The 17246-nt window shown below is 38.3% G+C and carries 21 protein-coding genes; 12 read left to right on the forward strand and 9 right to left on the reverse strand.

The annotated features are described in order from the left end of the window. Window position 1: 1 nt before the first annotated feature. Genes ON09_RS05480 through ON09_RS05505 form a run of 6 tightly spaced genes read left to right on the forward strand, consistent with a single transcriptional unit; the run spans window position 2 to window position 5049 of the window. On the forward strand, window positions 2-745 hold the full coding sequence (locus ON09_RS05480) for a hypothetical protein (RefSeq protein WP_010600055.1): 744 nt from the start codon (window positions 2-4) through the stop codon (window positions 743-745). Between the two features lie 3 nt (window positions 746-748). Next, on the forward strand, window positions 749-3355 hold the full coding sequence (locus ON09_RS05485) for a beta strand repeat-containing protein (RefSeq protein ID WP_010600056.1): 2607 nt from the start codon (window positions 749-751) through the stop codon (window positions 3353-3355). A gap of 52 nt (window positions 3356-3407) precedes the next feature. Next, window positions 3408-3587, forward strand: a complete 180-nt coding sequence (locus tag ON09_RS05490; RefSeq protein ID WP_029204133.1) for a hypothetical protein — start codon at window positions 3408-3410, stop codon at window positions 3585-3587. Next, window positions 3571-4044, forward strand: a complete 474-nt coding sequence (locus ON09_RS05495) for a lysozyme (RefSeq protein WP_010600057.1) — start codon at window positions 3571-3573, stop codon at window positions 4042-4044. The genes ON09_RS05490 and ON09_RS05495 overlap by 17 nt, the downstream gene beginning before the upstream one ends. Before the next feature lie 13 nt (window positions 4045-4057). After that, the gene (locus ON09_RS05500; RefSeq protein WP_010600058.1) at window positions 4058-4402 is read left to right on the forward strand and encodes a hypothetical protein; all 345 of its coding nucleotides are present in this window, start codon (window positions 4058-4060) and stop codon (window positions 4400-4402) included. Continuing rightward, window positions 4399-5049 (forward strand): hypothetical protein, encoded by a 651-nt coding sequence (locus tag ON09_RS05505; RefSeq protein WP_010600059.1) that lies wholly within the window; start codon window positions 4399-4401, stop codon window positions 5047-5049. The genes ON09_RS05500 and ON09_RS05505 overlap by 4 nt, the downstream gene beginning before the upstream one ends. 72 nt (window positions 5050-5121) lie before the next feature. Here ON09_RS05505 and ON09_RS05510 read toward each other — a convergent pair whose 3' ends face one another. Further along, the gene (locus tag ON09_RS05510) at window positions 5122-5364 is read right to left on the reverse strand and encodes a hypothetical protein (protein ID WP_010600060.1); all 243 of its coding nucleotides are present in this window, start codon (window positions 5362-5364) and stop codon (window positions 5122-5124) included. Window positions 5365-5655: 291 nt separating this feature from the next. Here ON09_RS05510 and ON09_RS05515 point away from each other — a divergent pair, with 291 nt between their 5' ends. Further along, complete coding sequence (locus ON09_RS05515) at window positions 5656-6495, forward strand: hypothetical protein (RefSeq protein WP_010600061.1); 840 nt, start codon at window positions 5656-5658, stop codon at window positions 6493-6495. 341 nt (window positions 6496-6836) lie between these two features. On the opposite strand, the gene ON09_RS05520 is transcribed toward ON09_RS05515, so the two are convergent. Beyond that, complete coding sequence (locus ON09_RS05520; protein WP_010600062.1) at window positions 6837-7046, reverse strand: DUF6965 family protein; 210 nt, start codon at window positions 7044-7046, stop codon at window positions 6837-6839. Window positions 7047-7096: 50 nt separating this feature from the next. Between ON09_RS05520 and ON09_RS05525 the strand changes: the two genes are divergently transcribed. Together ON09_RS05525 and ON09_RS05530 are read left to right on the forward strand one after the other, a co-directional pair. After that, a complete protein-coding gene (locus ON09_RS05525) occupies window positions 7097-7282 on the forward strand; it encodes a DUF3606 domain-containing protein (RefSeq protein ID WP_029204134.1) in 186 nt (61 codons plus the stop codon). Beyond that, window positions 7282-7635: a hypothetical protein gene (locus tag ON09_RS05530; protein WP_010600064.1), complete on the forward strand. Its 354-nt coding sequence runs from the start codon at window positions 7282-7284 to the stop codon at window positions 7633-7635. Before ON09_RS05525 ends, ON09_RS05530 begins: the two co-directional genes overlap by 1 nt. Window positions 7636-7671: 36 nt before the next feature. On the opposite strand, the gene ON09_RS05535 is transcribed toward ON09_RS05530, so the two are convergent. From ON09_RS05535 to ON09_RS05545, 3 genes are all read right to left on the reverse strand, one after another. Then, entirely contained in the window at window positions 7672-8880 is a 1209-nt protein-coding gene (locus ON09_RS05535; protein WP_010600065.1) for a tyrosine-type recombinase/integrase, read from the reverse strand. Window positions 8881-9735: 855 nt separating this feature from the next. Continuing rightward, a complete protein-coding gene (locus ON09_RS05540) occupies window positions 9736-10101 on the reverse strand; it encodes a VOC family protein (RefSeq protein ID WP_010600066.1) in 366 nt (121 codons plus the stop codon). A 356-nt stretch (window positions 10102-10457) separates the two neighbouring features. Continuing rightward, window positions 10458-10739 (reverse strand): cyclic nucleotide-binding domain-containing protein, encoded by a 282-nt coding sequence (locus ON09_RS05545; protein WP_010600067.1) that lies wholly within the window; start codon window positions 10737-10739, stop codon window positions 10458-10460. A 314-nt stretch (window positions 10740-11053) separates the two neighbouring features. Here ON09_RS05545 and ON09_RS05550 point away from each other — a divergent pair, with 314 nt between their 5' ends. The 3 genes from ON09_RS05550 (at window position 11054) to ON09_RS05560 (ending at window position 13827) form a co-directional block, all read left to right on the forward strand. Then, entirely contained in the window at window positions 11054-12262 is a 1209-nt protein-coding gene (locus ON09_RS05550; protein WP_010600068.1) for an FAD-dependent monooxygenase, read from the forward strand. Between the two features lie 652 nt (window positions 12263-12914). Continuing rightward, a complete protein-coding gene (locus tag ON09_RS05555; protein ID WP_010600069.1) occupies window positions 12915-13430 on the forward strand; it encodes an RNA polymerase sigma factor in 516 nt (171 codons plus the stop codon). Continuing rightward, a complete protein-coding gene (locus ON09_RS05560) occupies window positions 13420-13827 on the forward strand; it encodes a hypothetical protein (protein ID WP_010600070.1) in 408 nt (135 codons plus the stop codon). Before ON09_RS05555 ends, ON09_RS05560 begins: the two co-directional genes overlap by 11 nt. A gap of 4 nt (window positions 13828-13831) precedes the next feature. Here ON09_RS05560 and ON09_RS05565 read toward each other — a convergent pair whose 3' ends face one another. The 4 genes from ON09_RS05565 to ON09_RS05585 form a co-directional block, all read right to left on the reverse strand. Next, window positions 13832-15232 carry a YihY/virulence factor BrkB family protein gene (locus ON09_RS05565; RefSeq protein WP_010600071.1) on the reverse strand — a complete coding sequence of 467 codons (1401 nt, stop codon included), beginning with the start codon at window positions 15230-15232 and terminating at the stop codon, window positions 13832-13834. Next, window positions 15216-15578, reverse strand: a complete 363-nt coding sequence (locus ON09_RS05570) for a hypothetical protein (protein ID WP_010600072.1) — start codon at window positions 15576-15578, stop codon at window positions 15216-15218. Before ON09_RS05570 ends, ON09_RS05565 begins: the two co-directional genes overlap by 17 nt. A gap of 617 nt (window positions 15579-16195) precedes the next feature. After that, complete coding sequence (locus tag ON09_RS05580) at window positions 16196-16630, reverse strand: hypothetical protein (protein ID WP_010600074.1); 435 nt, start codon at window positions 16628-16630, stop codon at window positions 16196-16198. A gap of 7 nt (window positions 16631-16637) precedes the next feature. Next, window positions 16638-17084 carry a hypothetical protein gene (locus tag ON09_RS05585; protein ID WP_010600075.1) on the reverse strand — a complete coding sequence of 149 codons (447 nt, stop codon included), beginning with the start codon at window positions 17082-17084 and terminating at the stop codon, window positions 16638-16640. Window positions 17085-17246: the final 162 nt, after the last annotated feature.

Below are 17246 nucleotides of genomic sequence, written 5' to 3' on the forward strand. Positions count from 1 at the left end.
CATGATCAGAAAGATAGAACCGGCCGATACGCTTGAGCTCGGATTCAGAGGCAAGTATAACGAGACTATTGAAGAAATACCTATTTCCGGAACGCTAACCAGCGACGGCAAACTTCGTTTAAACAAATTCGGCGGTGGTAGCGTCATTGAAATCCCATTGCTAGGTTTATTTTATACCAAAAATGAGATTCTGCAAATGTTTCAGGGAGGTTTAAATTTACCTGTTGCAACTGAAAACAATCGAGGGGTAATTCAAATAGCTACGCAAATAGAAGTCAATGCTGGTGATGATGACCAAAAGGCCGTCACTGCTGCCAAAATCAAAAACAGTGATCTCATTTCTTGGAAGGGTGTTTGGGTTCAGCCTGGTGCCGACGAAGCATACCCTGTAAACGTTACTGTCATTAGAGGTACAGGTATTTACCTGAGCTTGGTAAATGACAATCAATCCGATCCGTCACTAGATCCGGCTAAATGGCGAAGAGTCGGCGGTTCAGATCCGAAAACCACTATTCAGTCAAACGCTGATTTCTCTATTAATTGGCAGACTGATATCGTTCCAAACGATGGCAGGACTTACGCCCAAAAACATGGAAATAACATTGGAAGTATTACTGGTATTTATGATGCTGGTAATGGTGTTATGACTCCCTTCACTCCAAATTTCACATATACTGTCAACGGGACTGGTGGTATCAATATAATCACTTTTACAGAGGTTTTCGGACCAGTTACCATCATTTAAAAAATGAAAAAGCTACTATCAATTTTGTTACTCTTTGTAACGTTTGGAGCATTGGCCCAGACTTACGACACATTGCCTACCGGATCGAAACCGTATGGCAACTTCTATTTAGGTCCTGATGGAAACTTGGTTTTCGGTAATGCCGGATTAAAGTTCAGGGTTATCGGAACTAAAAAGCGTGTTGATTCTTTATTAGCTCTAAAAGCTGATTTAAGTCAATTAGCACTTTACCAGACTAAAGCTTTATTGCAGCAGGATCTTTCTCCATCTAGTACGGGTTATCCAAGTGTTGACGCTGTAATTGGCGGTTTAAATACTAAAGCTAATTCGGGTGATTTAGCAGCATACCAGGCTAAGTCTGAAAAAGGGCAATCAAACGGTTATGCAGGTTTAGACGGATCAGAGAAAGTGCCATTAACACAGATTAATGACGCTCTATTAGGTGCCGTTAATTATCGTGGTACTTATAACGCCGCAACCAACTCTCCAACCTTACCAGCTGCAGCAAACTCAAATAAGGGCTACTATTATATCGTTTCTACTGCTGGCACCCAATTCGGTTTAGAATTTCGTGTCGGTGACTGGATAATTTCTAACGGTTCGAGTTACGGAAAAGTTGCAAGCAGTTCTGACGTAGAAAGTATTAATGGAAAGAAAGGCGTTGTAAATATAAATCTAAACGATGTTTTAACAGCTGGAAACGTTTCCGAGCAAGCTATGAGCGTAGGCGCTATTGCGACGGGTTCTGCAAGTGTTACGAGTGCGCCAACACAACCGAGCCACGTCGTTAGGCTTGACGATATTTCGACAGGTAAAATGATCGGAGCGAACGCGGCAAGCGCGACAAATTGGGGCGGCTACCCTGCTGATTTTAGTAGCGCGCTAAACCCTCAGCCAGATTTTGGTATAGGATTTAAAAACGGCAAAGCCTACACGATAGACCGCCCCGCTTTTAGGCAATGGGTTGGAATAAATGACGGTTCCTTAATTAGTAACAGTATTGTAGGAAACGCGGCAAGCGCTACGGTTTGGAACGGGCAAACATATCTTAATACTTTAAGGGAAACACCTTTCAGTTTTATGGTAAATAATTCAGGAACATGGGGATATACAGGTACTTCTCAGGTTAAAGCGGCTTTAGCAACAAGTTTGCAAGACGTTACAAACGTAAATAATGCAACAACCCTACCGATACGCACTAATGGATATAGCGCAAGTAATGATTTTGGTTCAAACTTCCATATAGGTCTTGCAACAGGTTTGGGCAATAAGGGAGTTAATATTGGATACAGTCCGTCTATTGAAGCTGGATTTATAGGTGTTGTTGAAAACGCAACAACTTGGAGAAATTTAGTATTGCAACCGTTTGCAGGAAACGTAGGAATAGGAGCTACAAACCCTACAGAACGATTAGATGTAAACGGTAATATTAGATCAAGAGCCGAAATATCTGCTTATAATAATGCTCAAACCACTTTTGCTTATATAAACGGTGGCGTTGGAACAGAAGTGCCGAGAATAGGCGCTTGGAAAATAGGTGTAGGTCATGCCGATTTAGCTATTTCGGCTGATGGGGGCAATGTAGGGGTTGGGACAATTACCCCTACAGAAAAACTAACCATTGCGGGGGGTAAACTTGCTTTAACAGCAGTCGACGCAACTATAGGGGGTAAAATTTACGGTTATGTTGATGGAGCGGTCTATCCTTATGCCGGAGGTTTAAAGCTTCAAACTAGAACTTTTACCGGCTCGACTTATGAATATTTAGACAGGTTAACCATAAACGCTTTTGGCACTATGACATTAGCCGGATCGGCTCAGATAGATAACGATTTAACTATAGGTTATTCAGGTCAGACAAATTCAATAGGAAGCCGAGAGGTAGGGCAAGTATTAAATTTAAGGGGTTCGGGAAGCTTAAATATTCAAACGTATGACACAGATTGGAGGACTAGGCTTTCCGTAGCAAACAACGGCGATATTGCTTTAGGAAGTAGCTTGACTTCTGCAATAGTAAACGGTACGCTTAAAGTGGGTGGCAAAATAGAGCCTTTAAATACAGCCAATACTTTATACATAAATCAACCTAACTCAGCCCAAAAAGTAATAATACAAAATGCCGGAATTAGCCGCCTCGAAGTTGGACAAACCGGGATAACACTCCCGCATTTGATCGGAACGACTGAAAGTTTAGCGGTAGTTAATGCGGACGGCTCTCTTTCGAGATCGACCTCGGGAAGTATCGCAAACGGAGTTTACAATCCTACGATGTCGAACGTTACGAATACAACAGCGACGCCAACTATTAACCCGTTTACCTACATGAGAGTAGGTAACACCGTAACCGTTTACGGGTTTGTTTCGCTAACTAAATCCGAACCCACTCAGAACACAAATGTAAGTTTTAGCTTACCTATAGCCTCAAATTTTACCGACGCTATTGATGCCATGGGTTACGGTGTATCAGCTAGTACAATAAGTAGCGGCGCAACCGTTTCAGTTAGCGCAAATCCGACACTAGATATTGTAAACGTAAACATCGGCGCGGTTCCGTCATCTGCTTACAATTCCAATGGATACAATTTTAGTTTTCAGTATAGAATAAAATAATAGAATTACTTCGGATAGTCCGAAGTTCTTTAAAAAATTACAGGCTTTAGGCTTGTATTTAACTGGTGCTGCTGGATCGGTTCTGGTTATTCCAGGCATTCCTGAAAATGTGAAAACTATTGCGGGATATGCCTTAACGGTAGGCGCCGTATTAGCTGCAGTTTCAAAGCTGCCAGTTAAAGATCCCGATTACTCAACCTTAGATCAAAAGAAAGATGAAAATTTCAACTAATGGAATCTCCTTCATTAAGAATGAAGAGAAGTTTATGAGCAAACCTTATTTGGATGCCGTAAAAGTCCCTACTATCGGCTACGGTACAACCAGGTATGAAAATGGTAAAGCTGTAACTCTAAAGGATCCTGCTATCTCTGAAAAGCGAGCTTCCGAGCTATTGCAGTATCAGATAGATCGCGACTATGCTCCAGCTGTGACCAAGGCATTGAAAGTTCAAGTTACACAGAACCAGTTTGATGCTTTGACATCTTTTGCCTATAACGTTGGAACTAGTAATAATGGGATGGCCGGCAGTACTGTGCTTAAAAGAATTAACGCTGGTATCAAAGATAAAGCTACCATCGAATATTGGTTTGGCGTATGGAATAAGGGAACTATTAACGGTGTAAAAGTGGTTCTGGATGGATTGGTAAAACGAAGAAGAAGAGAAGCAGCTCTATTCTTAAAACCTTAATATTTTAATAAGAATGGCAACAAATACAGAAATAGAAACTACAGAATCAAAAAGTAGTGGAACTCATAAAATGCTGACTTGGGCACTTGCGGCCGTGTCTTCCCTTGCTTCATTCTTTGCCATTCAGAATAACAATAGGTTACAGGAAAGCAGGGAAATCAGGGAATCTGATAAAACTTATTATCAAAAACAGATTGAGATCAGAGATATCACCATTGAGAAAAAGGATCGCTTTATCGACAGCCTTAATGGTTTGATGTTACACAGAACCGATCGTGAACTCGACCAAATCCGGAAGTGGATATCAATCGACACTACCAAGAAAAGTACAGTTATCATTAAAAAAGCCAAGAAATGAAAAAGCTATTATTAATTGCATTGGCGCTCGTTCTTACAACCTCCAATGGGTGCCGAATTCTTAAAAACAAAAAGCTGGATAAGCATTCAGGAGAAGTCAATATTAAAAATGATGTCGCTGTCAGTACTGCCAAGTTTGACAGCCTGGCCACAATTGCCAAAGGTGTCTACGACAAAGGTAAAACCACAACTAAGGAAACGATATCATTTAAAAAGCCCGTCCCGGATGATGATATCGAGCTTACGGCCAACTTCAAAGTTGAGGGGCCAGTTGACCTAAAAGGTGACACCGCTTTTAAACTGGTTGACGTCAAAAATAAAGATGTCAGTGTTACGGTTTATCATAATAAGCAAACTAATGAACTAACGGCCAAGATCAAAAAGAAGGGTAATAAGGACCGCGATATCCCATTTAATGAAATGCTTATTAATAGGGAAACCGTTCAAGACTTCTCTTCCGGTGATACGACTAAAACAAGTACTGAAGTAAATAAGCTTAAGCGAGATAGTAGCGATAAATCCCGAAAGGATAGTGTTTACAAATTTAGCAACCTCAATAAGAGCAAGGATAATAAGCCAGACTGGAAGGTTTGGATTGGGGTGGCGATAGTAGTTTGCTTTTTCCTTTGGTTGGGATTTAGAAAATAATTAAATTGCATTATCAAATCGTTATCGCAATACGATTCGGTAATCTAAAGCCTTTCAGAAATGAGAGGCTTTTTACTTCTTATCACCCTGGTCAAACAAACTTTCATGCAACAGGTAAAATGCTTCAACTGTATGTTTTGGAAAGGGTTTAGTTTTATCATCCCACATTTTGTGGTTCTGCTGCCGTCTACTTTCACACACTCGTTCCGCAACTTCCTTTTCATTGTAAGCCTGTGTCATGGCAACATTATCTTCATTTACTTTGCCATCTTGACACACAAAATACATTTTCCTGAATTTGAACTTTTTTGCCATTTAACAAAATTATAAAACATAACCTTCAATTACTAAAATTATTAGCATAATATTTATGAAGATTAAAGCAAAGAATTCCAGCAGTATCTAGACTGTAAGATATCTCGTTAATGCAAAGGATGTTATTACGCCATACTCATAAATCAGTATTTTGACATCGTTCATCATGGCTGGGAGGCTGTACGTAAAGGATTTTCCATCTTAGGCATATACTATCTCGCTTGTTACATTGGTGTAGTTTATTAATTACATATCTTGTATTCCTTAAATATTAACACTTAAATCAATCTTATGAACAAACATCTAAAACTAATGCTTGGCTTTGCTTTGGCCGCAACATTCACCGCATGTAAAAAAGACCAGACCGCTAAGGATGATAGCCCGGGAAAACTAAAGGATCGTGTAGATTTGAAGATGACATTGCCAGGGCAATCAAACCAAGAAGTATACTTGCAGCCTCAAGCAAATGGCACGTATCAAGCTGCATGGTTTGGAACAATGACCTTCGGAGACATACCGCATCCAATTGTAAATGTTCAAAATGGTCTGCCAATACCTGCAATAGAAATTTTAAGTCCAAATAATGAATATCTCGAGATAATGACAGCTGGTCCGTATTTCGTGGTGATTCGTCCTACATTTGTGGGCGACCCAAATGTAACACGTGAGGAATTTAAAAAATTTAGAACAGCCTATGAGGATCATATATATAATCGAAAAAATCAGTATTTCCAATTAGCAGAGCCAGACCTTCCAAACATGGACAATTATGTTAACGTTAACAATACCGGCAATGGTGAAATCATAGTGAAAGGTATGATAGTGTCTTCAACATCATCTCCTTCAAAAATGTCGATTGTATCCCACACATTCCAACCACCAAAACCAGCTGTTGAAATGTATTATTTATTCCCTGAGTATATCGTTGGAAACGTACTCTACACCATTACTGGCAACAGCCAAGGAGCGGTTCAAGAAGTTACAGCAGAGGACATCACCACCCACACACCAATTCCAGTGTATGGCTATTCCGGCAGCTATACAGAAACTTTAAATGGAGTTCACGTACAAGACTTAAAGATTTGGACAACACCAAATTCATTTATTACCTATACGGGTGACCTACAATAAAAAATAGTTGTTTAGTTCTGGGATGGTCGAGAGATCACCCCTTTTTGTATCAAAACTTGATTTCTCAAACAAAAGCAAATCATTGTGGTTTTATACCATATCTATGAAAAACATACGATCATTGATTTTGGTTAGTTGATGATCCATAAAAGGCCTATGTACTTCGGAGGCTTTTCAAAATTTTTCGTTTGTTAGTAAATTTTAGGGCTGTCGTGAGATAGCCTTTTTTTTGTTACAAACAAGAATTTCTCTAATGTGGTTATAATAATACCGCTGTCATGAGCGGTGTTAATTAATGAATGAATGCGGTTTAGGATGGATATTCTAAACCGCTTTTGTAACTATAGATTTGATTCAATCAATAATTTAAAAACTTTTAAGCGATGCCATATAGCTGCATTAGCTTTCGCGTCCGGACTTGCTTTTAATGTTGCGATAGATACCGAAAGGAACTTTTCTGGATCGACAATAGTTGTTCCTGGGAAAAGCATTGTTTCTCCTTTTGGTATTTCCACACTATTAAACCAATCTTCATATTCCTGAATTGTCATGCATCAAAGGTAATTCAAAACCAAATGGCAGGCATCACTGTTTTATTAACATGGACGATAAAAGAAAACAAGATGGTCGTGACGATGCTAAAGTAGATTTGAACGATCCAAATGAAGTGAGTTATGCCGCTCAGCAGGCAAATGTTAGCACGGAAAAGTACAAAGAATATGCAAGAGCTGCTGGTACATCAAACCGAGAAAAAATTCTCCAATACATCAAGTCAAATCACAGATAATGCCCCGTCGCAAGAAACATAATATAGAACTCGATGGATTACCAAAACTACTTGGAGCGGAAGTGTACCAGGAATCGCCTGGGTTCATTTGCCTACTTCCTAATGATGTGCACGAAAGCGTGGTTGGTAAAGGAAGCTCGGTTGCGGAAGCGGTAGATAATTGGGATGTAAAACTACAAGCGCATTTACGAAATGCCGGCGAAGATGATCCAGTTGTTATATTCGTCAAAGGCTTATTAGTTAAAACTGCTCATGTAGAAAAAACTCAAGCATCCAATACTATCCGAAAGTCAAGAGAACAAAATATTGCCGAATTCGAATCGCAATTTTACAGCTCAAGAAGAAAAAATTAACACCTTAAATAAAAGCTTGCCTTTAGCCACCTCATTTTACCATCCAATAGTTTTACCTCTTAACTTATTATTGCTCAAGTTGCCTATTAGATCCCGTTTGTATTTATCATAGCTTGATGTATCTCGGTGTCCGGTTAGCCCCATGATTTCAGCATCAGAATAGCCAGCATTCAATAAATCTACTACTCTAGTATGTTTCCATCCGTAGAGCGTAAAATCCATTGAGAGCTTTAATTTTGGCCTGATATGCTCATGAAACATTTTTGCAAAATAATTTTCTCCGTGAGTTCGATCAGACACCTCGCCAGCTTTTCCGATGACGTGATAATTCGAAGGGTAATTTTGAAGATTCAGGCTTTTTAACATCTCCGCAAGTTCATCGCTAATTGGTATAGTCCTGCTGCTAGTCTTACCAACTATTTTAATGTAGCGCCCTTCAATGTCGACATTCTCAATTTTCAATTGCCTGATTTCTTCAGGCCTCATACAGCTGTAGTAAATGAATTGTGAATAGAAAAGTAGTTTGGGAAAGTTTTCCATTTCTTTTTTTACCTTTTCCGCTACGTTTGCGCCGAAATACTGATTCTTCATTACCTTGGCGACTTTAAATTCAAGATCCCGATCGGCTCCTATTTCGAAATCCTCACGTCTTAACCACTTCCTTGGAGATCTTGCAAACCAGTTTAATAAATTAACCCAAAATGCAAGGTGATTATTGAAAGTCGTTTCACCCCATTTGTGTTCAACGGTTAACCAATCAAGCATATCGGATATGAATCGGGTGTCCATTCCGTTTAATCTCACATCGGCAAGCTTATTTTCTAGAAGATAATTTTCGAACTTTCCGATGTAGCTGGTGTAAGCTACCAAGGTATCTTTTGCCAGATTCTTTTTTTTCTTGACTTCTAAGAAAGTATTAAGGCCTTCAAGTAGGGTAGGTGTTTTTCTGCTTTCCTCAAGTAATATTTCTGTTTCCTTTTCGAAAATAAGTTTATTTGTCGCCAATTCAGCTTTGAAAGGATCATACCCGGCTATGAGCCTGGCGTTGATTTCATCAACTAGATCATTGGCGAATCTAGTCCGATCCTTCAGATCCTTGATCATATTGATTCCTTCATAAACTTTGAATCGTTCGAAAGATGCAGTAAACGGATTTAGGAAGGAGTAATAAACAAACCATTTGTTTTTTAAACTCCCATCTTTTCCAGTGTAGATCTTTGCTTTTTTATATTTCTTGGTAGCCATAAACCTTACTTTTTCCCTTGTACCTTTTTTGTCCCCGTATTGTCCTGAAACACAAAAAGGAGCCTTTGCAGACTCCTTTGGCGCTTTAGCGGAGAGGGCGGGATTCGAACTACCTATCTTAAGGTTGCTAGAAGGCTTAAAAATATCTGCATTTCAAAATGTGCCATTAAATTGCCACAGTGAAATGTTCAACTACCTCTATAGATAACCTTGGCTGATTGCGTAAGTGGTATTTAATCTTACCGTTTCAAAGAACTGAATTCTTATTTAAAGTTATATAAATCTTTTTACTTTTTGGAAGAAAGTTTTAGGTTCGATTCCCATGACCTATAATCAACCAATACCATTTCCTAAAGAGTCTAGAACATACGAATTCAAACCCATGGGTCTCCATTGATTCACTTATCCTATCTTGCGATTCGCTGAATACATCGTTTTCTAACCATTTCTGGGAGCAAAATCGAACTATGAAACACAATGATTTAAAAATATACATTAATAAGCAATTGTTATGGCACAAAAATTTATAGAAAGCGAGATAATACCGATTGATCGCAGCTATTTATCGAGTTGTATATTGTCTGATAACTGATTGTCAAATGCAATAAACTGAATGTTTAAAAATTCAAAAAATCGGATATATTTTTCTTCCTTAAATGGATTCCAGGTTCACCAAAATCCTTGGTCACTTTTGTTAAACCAATAACTTTACCATATTTATCGTTGCATAGCGGTAATTAGCACGCTTGCCCACAACATCAATCGATATGATTTATTCCTTTTTATAGGAAATGATTTAAGTACCAAATTTTTTAACGGTATAGTATGAATAGGACTAGGCTTTATTATTCATGGCTATTGGTTAAATGCCCCAAAGTGCCAAAGAATTCCAGATGGATCATGGAGGAAGAATTCCCGTCCCCAATGTTCTGTTCGAATCGGAGTTAACTTTGTTTCAGGATATTTTGATTTTAAATCAAGTATAAATATATCATGGTAAGTCTTATCTAAGTCTTTTACTTCAAGAAATATCATGGTATTATTTATCCAATCCTGAACAAAGGCATCCTGAAGGTAAAATCCAATTTTATTATGTTGAAAGAAGGACATCTTAAATCCAAGCTTTATCTCGCTAAATCCAAGGTCCTGATAAAATTCTCTTGACTTTTGAAAATCTTTTGAGCCGATGAACGGCCGGATAGAAATTGAATTGTACTCCATATCTTTGACTGGGTCATATTATTTTGACAAATATATTCCACCATTCCCGTAACTACGCTTGATTGAAATCAATAAAAACCTTTGCCACGGAGAATTATTTCCCTAACCCTGCTAATGGTTTCGGGAGTAATTTTGAGATAAGATGCAATCATTTTCAGCGGAAATTCTTGTAGTAGCTGTGGTCTGGTGTCTAAAACATAGATGTACTTTTCTTTGGGAGTTAATGCATTATCGAATAATGCGATTTTTGAAACCGCCGTATCTATGATTTTGTTTAACTGTAGAAAGGATAGCGATTGTCCGATCAGATAATGAATGGATTGAATGCTGAGCTCAAAAACTATACCTCCAGAATATCAAGTGATAGTACTGTTTGCAGGTCGCTGGGTAAGAAAGCTTCCGTGGTTTAAAACCCATTCATTTTCCGGATGAAGATCTATTATAGTTTCACCTTTTTCTTCATTTTTAATATGCTGGTAGAGTGAACCTTTTAAATTGAAGAATACAGATGCGGCAACATCTCCTTTCTGAAGCAATATTTCATTTTTATTAACATACCGAAGCTTAATCTCCTTTTCAAACAGTAGCCTTTCCCAGTCATTAAAAAAGCCAACACTATTTAATACATCTGAATACACTTAGCAATTTATAAAAAATCAGTTTTTTACAATCGTAAAAGATATATTTTCGAATCTTTTTAAGACTCATCACTATAAACTTATCTTGTCAATGATGGTTTGCTTTATTGAAAATTACATAAAGGGTTAAATCAAAAGTTGTGATACTTAAAAAGCGAAACTTAGCAATTAAAAACTTATGGAGTCCAATGCTTTTGAGAGCGGAACGGGTCGGCTATCACTCTAATTCGCAATTGACCCAGGGAAAACTATTGCATCTCTGTTTTGTTTTAAAGCATGTTCGGGTGAGCTATCCTTGAATATTAGACATCAGCATGGAAAAAAAGAAAAAGGTACTTATCTCAGGCGCTAGCATTTCAGGACTGACGCTGGCTTATTGGCTTATTAAATACGGTTTTGAAGTGACTGTCGTCGAAAAGAATCAGGGACTTCGTCTTGGCGGACAAAACATTGATGTCAAAGGTCCTGCATGGGAGATTGTACAGCGAATGGGACTGGACAAAAAAGTTGTGGCAGCCACAACCACCGAGGTTGGTATTCGTTTTGTAAATACCCGGAACAAAACTGTTGCAGAATTTCCGAAGGATAATGCACTGAGCATGACCCAAGAGATAGAAATCCTACGAGGAGATTTGGTTGAGCTGTTATACCAGCCTGTTAAAGAGAAAGCAGAGTTCCTGTTCGGAAATCAGATTACTAAAGTCAGTGAGACGTCTTCGATGATAGAGGTCAGCTTTCAACACGGTGAAAATGCTGAATACAACCTACTGTTAATTGCAGAAGGCATAGGCTCGCATACCCGGCAGCTTGTTTTTGGAAAATCCATAAATTTCAGATATCTCGGCCTTTACTGTGCCTACCTTACAATCAAAAAGGATAGAACGGATACTCGCTGGGCACGATGGTGCAATACCGAACGAGGTATAGTATTTCTCATTCGTCCGGACAACCATGGTAAAACAAGAGCCTGCATATTCTTTCGTTCTCCAGAACGGGGTTATGAAAAGCTCAGTATAGAAAAGCAGAAGAAACTGCTTACTGATAAAATCAAAGGCGTGGGTTGGGAATCTGCGCGGATCAAAAATGAGATTGAAAGAAGTGATGACCTTTACTTCGAAAGGGTGAGCCAGGTGAAAGCAAAATACTGGTATAAGGATCGGGTTGCGATGACAGGTGACGCCGCTTATTGCGCAACACCCATCTCTGGAAAGGGTACCGATGCAGCAATAGCTGGAGCATATATTCTTGCTGGGGAACTTGTTACCGGAAAATCCCATGGTCAGGCATTTCATAATTATGAAGTCCTGATGAGGCCTTATATACATAAGATACAAAAGCGACCTCCCGGAGTGCCAAATTTGGTGTATCCAACATCGAAGTTTGGAGTGGCTATGATCAATACGCTATTTAGAATTGTTGCGAGTCCACCTGCCAAATTGATAGCACGCATCTTTGGGGGAAGTAAATCCAAACCGAAACATGAAATAGAATTGAAGGATTATTCCAAAGCGATAAAGGTTTAGGCAATACATTCCCCTAAAGGTGCCATTAGATGGATACTCAAGAAAAAAACAGAAAACGTTTTAATAAGGTTCAGATGATTTAGTAGTTCATCAGCTCGATATTGATATGGAATATCAAAAACACTTTAGAAAATAAGATAGTATAGCGCATAGAGGTGATGCTTTAAAAGGATAGATTTTATGCTGATCTTGGAAAGGGTAGTTCAGTACTTAGACCAAAGGAACGACTGTATGCCAAGAGACAACCCCCGTGTGGTTATCCCGATTGGTCATACTTAAGAACGTACCCTGCAATCCCAATTGCAGTTTAATGATAACGATAACAAATCAGTTTTGTTTTAACTCCTAAAGATTAATACAAAAACTCGTCTAAAAATCTTCAGCCTTATTTTTATTAAGTTAGCCGCATTAGTAATAACCTTCAAAAAAGATATTACATAATAAATTCTATTTTAGGGATTTTCTTAGAAAATTTACTATGATGTCTTCTCATGGCTGCTATACTATTTCAGATGTCCAACTTATGAACTTTGATAAGGGGTTCAGTCTTTCATATCAATGTTTTGAATTTTTATTAATCCTGGTTCAGAAAACTATTTAAATCTGCTCAGCAATCCTTATTATATTTGCGAATATAACAGATACCAGCTATATGAAAAAGCGACTCTTTGGAGAAATGATTGTTAATCATTCTGATACGCTCAGCAGCTTCGCCCTTAAATTCACCAGAGATGAACAGGATGCAAAAGATCTTTTACAAAATACATTTCTCAAAGCATTGGATAATTATGAAATGTATCGGGAGGATGGAAATCTTGGTGGCTGGCTATACTGGATTATGAGGAATACTTATATCAATGATTTTAGGAAACTCACTGCGAGCAGAAGTTTAGCAGGCCTCGTGGCAAATATTTGCTCCGCTGAGCTGCTTGATGTGGCCGAATTTAACCTGATTGAGGGAGCGTTTATTAAAGACGATATACAAAAAGCTATTGAGCGCATTAGTCCCATCTATGCCGTGGCCTTTGTTCGCCACTTTGAGGGTTATAAGTATGAGGAAATAGCAGCATCATTGAGTGTTCCAATTGGGACGGTGAAGCGGCGGATACATAGCGCACGTATGCAACTTCAAAAGGCCCTAAATCAATATTCCTGTTGTGACAATTGAAGAAAGGGCCAAAGTGCTCACCCTGTCCGGAGAATTAATTACTGATATTTACTCCTTTTATTATCAGATAAATACGCTTTTTATGCAGCGGGAAGAATGGAAGATTATACAAAGTCTGGATGCACTTGATGATCTGCTTTATGGAAGCTATGGACTTTTAAAATTACATCCGAAAATTAAATTCATCTGGAGGAATCACCAATTTTCTGCTGATGCGCTGGGTTATGAGCTGACCAGAAATTTTTATTTGAAAAAACTGGAGCCCGGATCTCCTTTCAATAAACCATATTTTAAACAGCAGCTCGCTGAGCTTGACGCTGGACATGGAATGACTTATTTCGACCAAATTGTTGAAATCATTCGGAGCCATGGAAATATTCAGCTATTTTTAGTTTAATTGTTTACTTATCATCTTCCACATGAGTATCCTGTACGGATTTTGATCCCTGCTCTACTTCAATCTCTTTTATGGTAACTGCATAATGGTTTGGCAAAATTTCTGATCCGTAGGCAACCGCATAGGACTTTGTAAATTCCGCGCCAAAATACAGAATGATGGAAGAGTAATAGGTCCAAAGGAGTAAAACAACTAATGATCCGGCAGCCCCGTAAGTGCTGCCGACGTCGCTCTTGGAGATGTATAGTGAGATACCCAGCTTACCGATCAAAAACAAAACGCCTGTCACCAAAGCACCTGCAGCTACATCTCGCCATTTGATATTGGCATCGGGCAAGACTTTGAAGATTACAGCGAAAATCGCCGAGACCACACCAAGGGTAATGACCGTATTCAGAATATAAAAAAATACCACCGATACATCGGCAAACCTGTTCTGAAGGCGGTTGCTGAATCCATCAAGAACTGCAGTAACGCCCAGAGAAACCAGTAGGAGGAAACCCAGTGAGACAATGACCGAAAAGGAGAGAAACCTGTTCTGCAACATCTTCAGCCACCCGCGTTTGGGCTTGGGCTTGATTCCCCATATGGTATTGATGGAATCCTGGATATCTCCAAAAACAGTAGTTGCGCCAAGAAGGAGCGTGATGAGCCCTATAATGAAAGCAATGGTTCCTTTATCCCCCAGGCCTGCACTTTTGATGATTTCCTGTAGCTGCAGGGCTGTTTCAGATCCCAAGAAACCTTTAAGTTGTTCAAAAACTTTACCCTGTGCAGCTTCCTTTTTCATAAATATTCCACATAGAGATATAATGACAACCAATAGGGGCCCCATGGAAAAGACTGTGTAATAAGCTAATGACCCACTTATTTTCGTCACTTTATGGTCTCCGAAACCAGTAAATGACGTTTTCAGAACTTGCCAGAGTCCTTTGAGACTAATCCTTTTGTTTTCTTTAGCCGTTGGATTCTCTGTATTTTCTTTTGCCTGTATCTTTAACGCTGGGGATGTCATTTGAAGTCTGGGTACCCGAAGTTGCTTAATTGGTTCAGGTTTCGGGGCTGTTACAGTAGCATAAGGTTTCAAAGCCTTTCGGATAAGAAATTTAGTGGCACTTGTTAGCATGATGCGCTTGAAAAATCCTACCTTTCTCGGGATAATTTTGTTAACCAAGAGGGAAGATAATTCGGGCAAGAGTTTACCGGCAGGATCAGATAAGCTTTCCAAATTCCGCTCGAACGGCGTTTTTGTTAAATTTTGAGTGATTGTTACGGGAATTTCCCACGCTGCTTCTTGAACTGCATTCTTGATTCTGTTCTTGCCTGCTTCAATCTCTTTTTTCAGCACTAATTGCTGAGTGGCAAGTTCTTCTATATTTTTGATATCCCTACCGAGTTTGTTCATTTGCAAGGTGTTTATCTAAAAGTCTTCTAATACTGAAATTGATCAGTAATTTTTCTACAAAAGAGTTTCTGGAAAGCATGATAAGTGCAACCAGCAGGTAAAAGGCGGTAAGGCAGCTAAAACCTATCCAATAACTGTCTAACAAATCAGAAAAGAAAAATCCAAGGGTAATTGTCCCAAACAAAAACGCAAGCAAGATACTGATCGAAATCACCAGGTTAGTCAGTACATCCGAGAAAACCTTTGCGACCAAAATAAGTATTTCTGATTTAAGTAGTTCGAATCGAAGTCTTAAATTGTCGCGTACTTCGACTAAAATACGCTCATAGGTATTAATTGTAGCCATATTTGTTAATTGTGGTTGACGACTAGATGTATGTTTATCATGTTGTTTACTGCGGCGATAAATCTGATGTTAATTATATGTGTTTCAAGTCATTTTAATATGGACATTCTTAACTGTTGATTTAAGGAATTCAATAAACAGCCGTTTAGATCCTGCTTTTTATTTAATCCCAACCATGATATTGATAATTTGTTTGCTGAATAACAACAAACTTTTACCAAGCTAATTTCTTTTAAAATACAGGAAACCATTTTAAATTGATAAATTAACTTCATTGGTTCCCTAAAATATTATTTGGGTGCTTTGGAATATCAACTTATCCAAGATTAGCTAACCGTTGCTATTGTATGATAACAAAACAGCAACGTTATGGCAATATGAGCATGTCGAATTTTTCCTATCCACCATCAAATAAATCTAAATCTTGCTAAACATGTTTTGTTACTGGGACTATGAATTAAAGTGGTTTTTTTTTGGCTGGAATAATACTTATAGGTGTTTATATACATACAGTTTGATCTACAAATAATAAAAACAAAAATTCTATGTTACAAATTTTAATTGCCTTGGTTATCTTTAAAATTAATAGAATTAATCTATATTGATTTTATCTAATATCAAAAGCGTGAAAATCGTATGGTTACGCTAATTTTATTGTTTCCTGATTGGTAGCTTTCAATTAATAGAAAATGGTTATCATCTTCAAAAGTAGTAGTATAAATATTTGCGCTGTCAGCATATTGTGCTCTTAGGAATACTTCTCCATTCATAACCTTCCAGCTGTATTTTTTTGCTGGAGAAGTGTTATCTTCCCCATTATAAATCAGCAGTTCTGTGTTATTAAATTTGAATATTAATTCATTGCCGTTTAAATTTTGGGTCTGCCCGCTTGGTGAACCATTTACTATACTACTCTTCTGGGTTGCGCGCCACTGTCCCTGTAGTTTGGTATAAATTTGCTGGTCAATGCTTTCTGTTGATGGTTGTTCTTTTTTACAGGAAACTATTAAAAATGGTACGCAGACTAATAATATTTGGATATATTTTCTCATTTAACCGCTAGTTTATTTTTCTGACATATGAATATTCAAATACACTTTTATTCTCAGGCCCCCCGGCGGCGCTTCCATCATCTCTTACCTCAATAAATGCATCGGCAGACTGCCATTTAATCGTGGAATAAAATACAGTATTGCCATCTCTAATCGCTAGTTCACCATCGTCGAAAGAAAAAGTACTGCCATTGTCAACCATCTGTGTACCATTATGAAACCTGTAACGGTTACCGAAAAATTCTATATATTCTCCTGACTTGACTTCTCCTTCCACAACACGGTCAATATTGCCTTTGTTGTAATCAAATCTTTTAAAATACACCTGTGTCCAGCGGCCTTGTATTTTTTGCTGATTTTCTGAAATAATTTCAGGGGTTTGATCACCTGTGTTTTTCTTGCATGCGGTGAAGTAAAACAGGCAGATGATAAGTATGTATTGCAGTTTTTTCATAAGAGTAGAAATAAGCATTACTTCCAGCTACGTGAACATTCAAAATCAAAATTTGTTCTCTCAAAAAGTCTTGAATGAATCTTTTGATTTGTTTTGAACTGCCATGGTACTTTTTAACTAACTAGGGTTCAAGTTCTATTAATGTTCAGCTAGTGTGTACGT

It is taken from the genome of Pedobacter agri PB92 (assembly GCF_000258495.1).
In the GTDB taxonomy this organism is placed as follows: Bacteria; Bacteroidota; Bacteroidia; order Sphingobacteriales; family Sphingobacteriaceae; genus Pedobacter; species Pedobacter agri.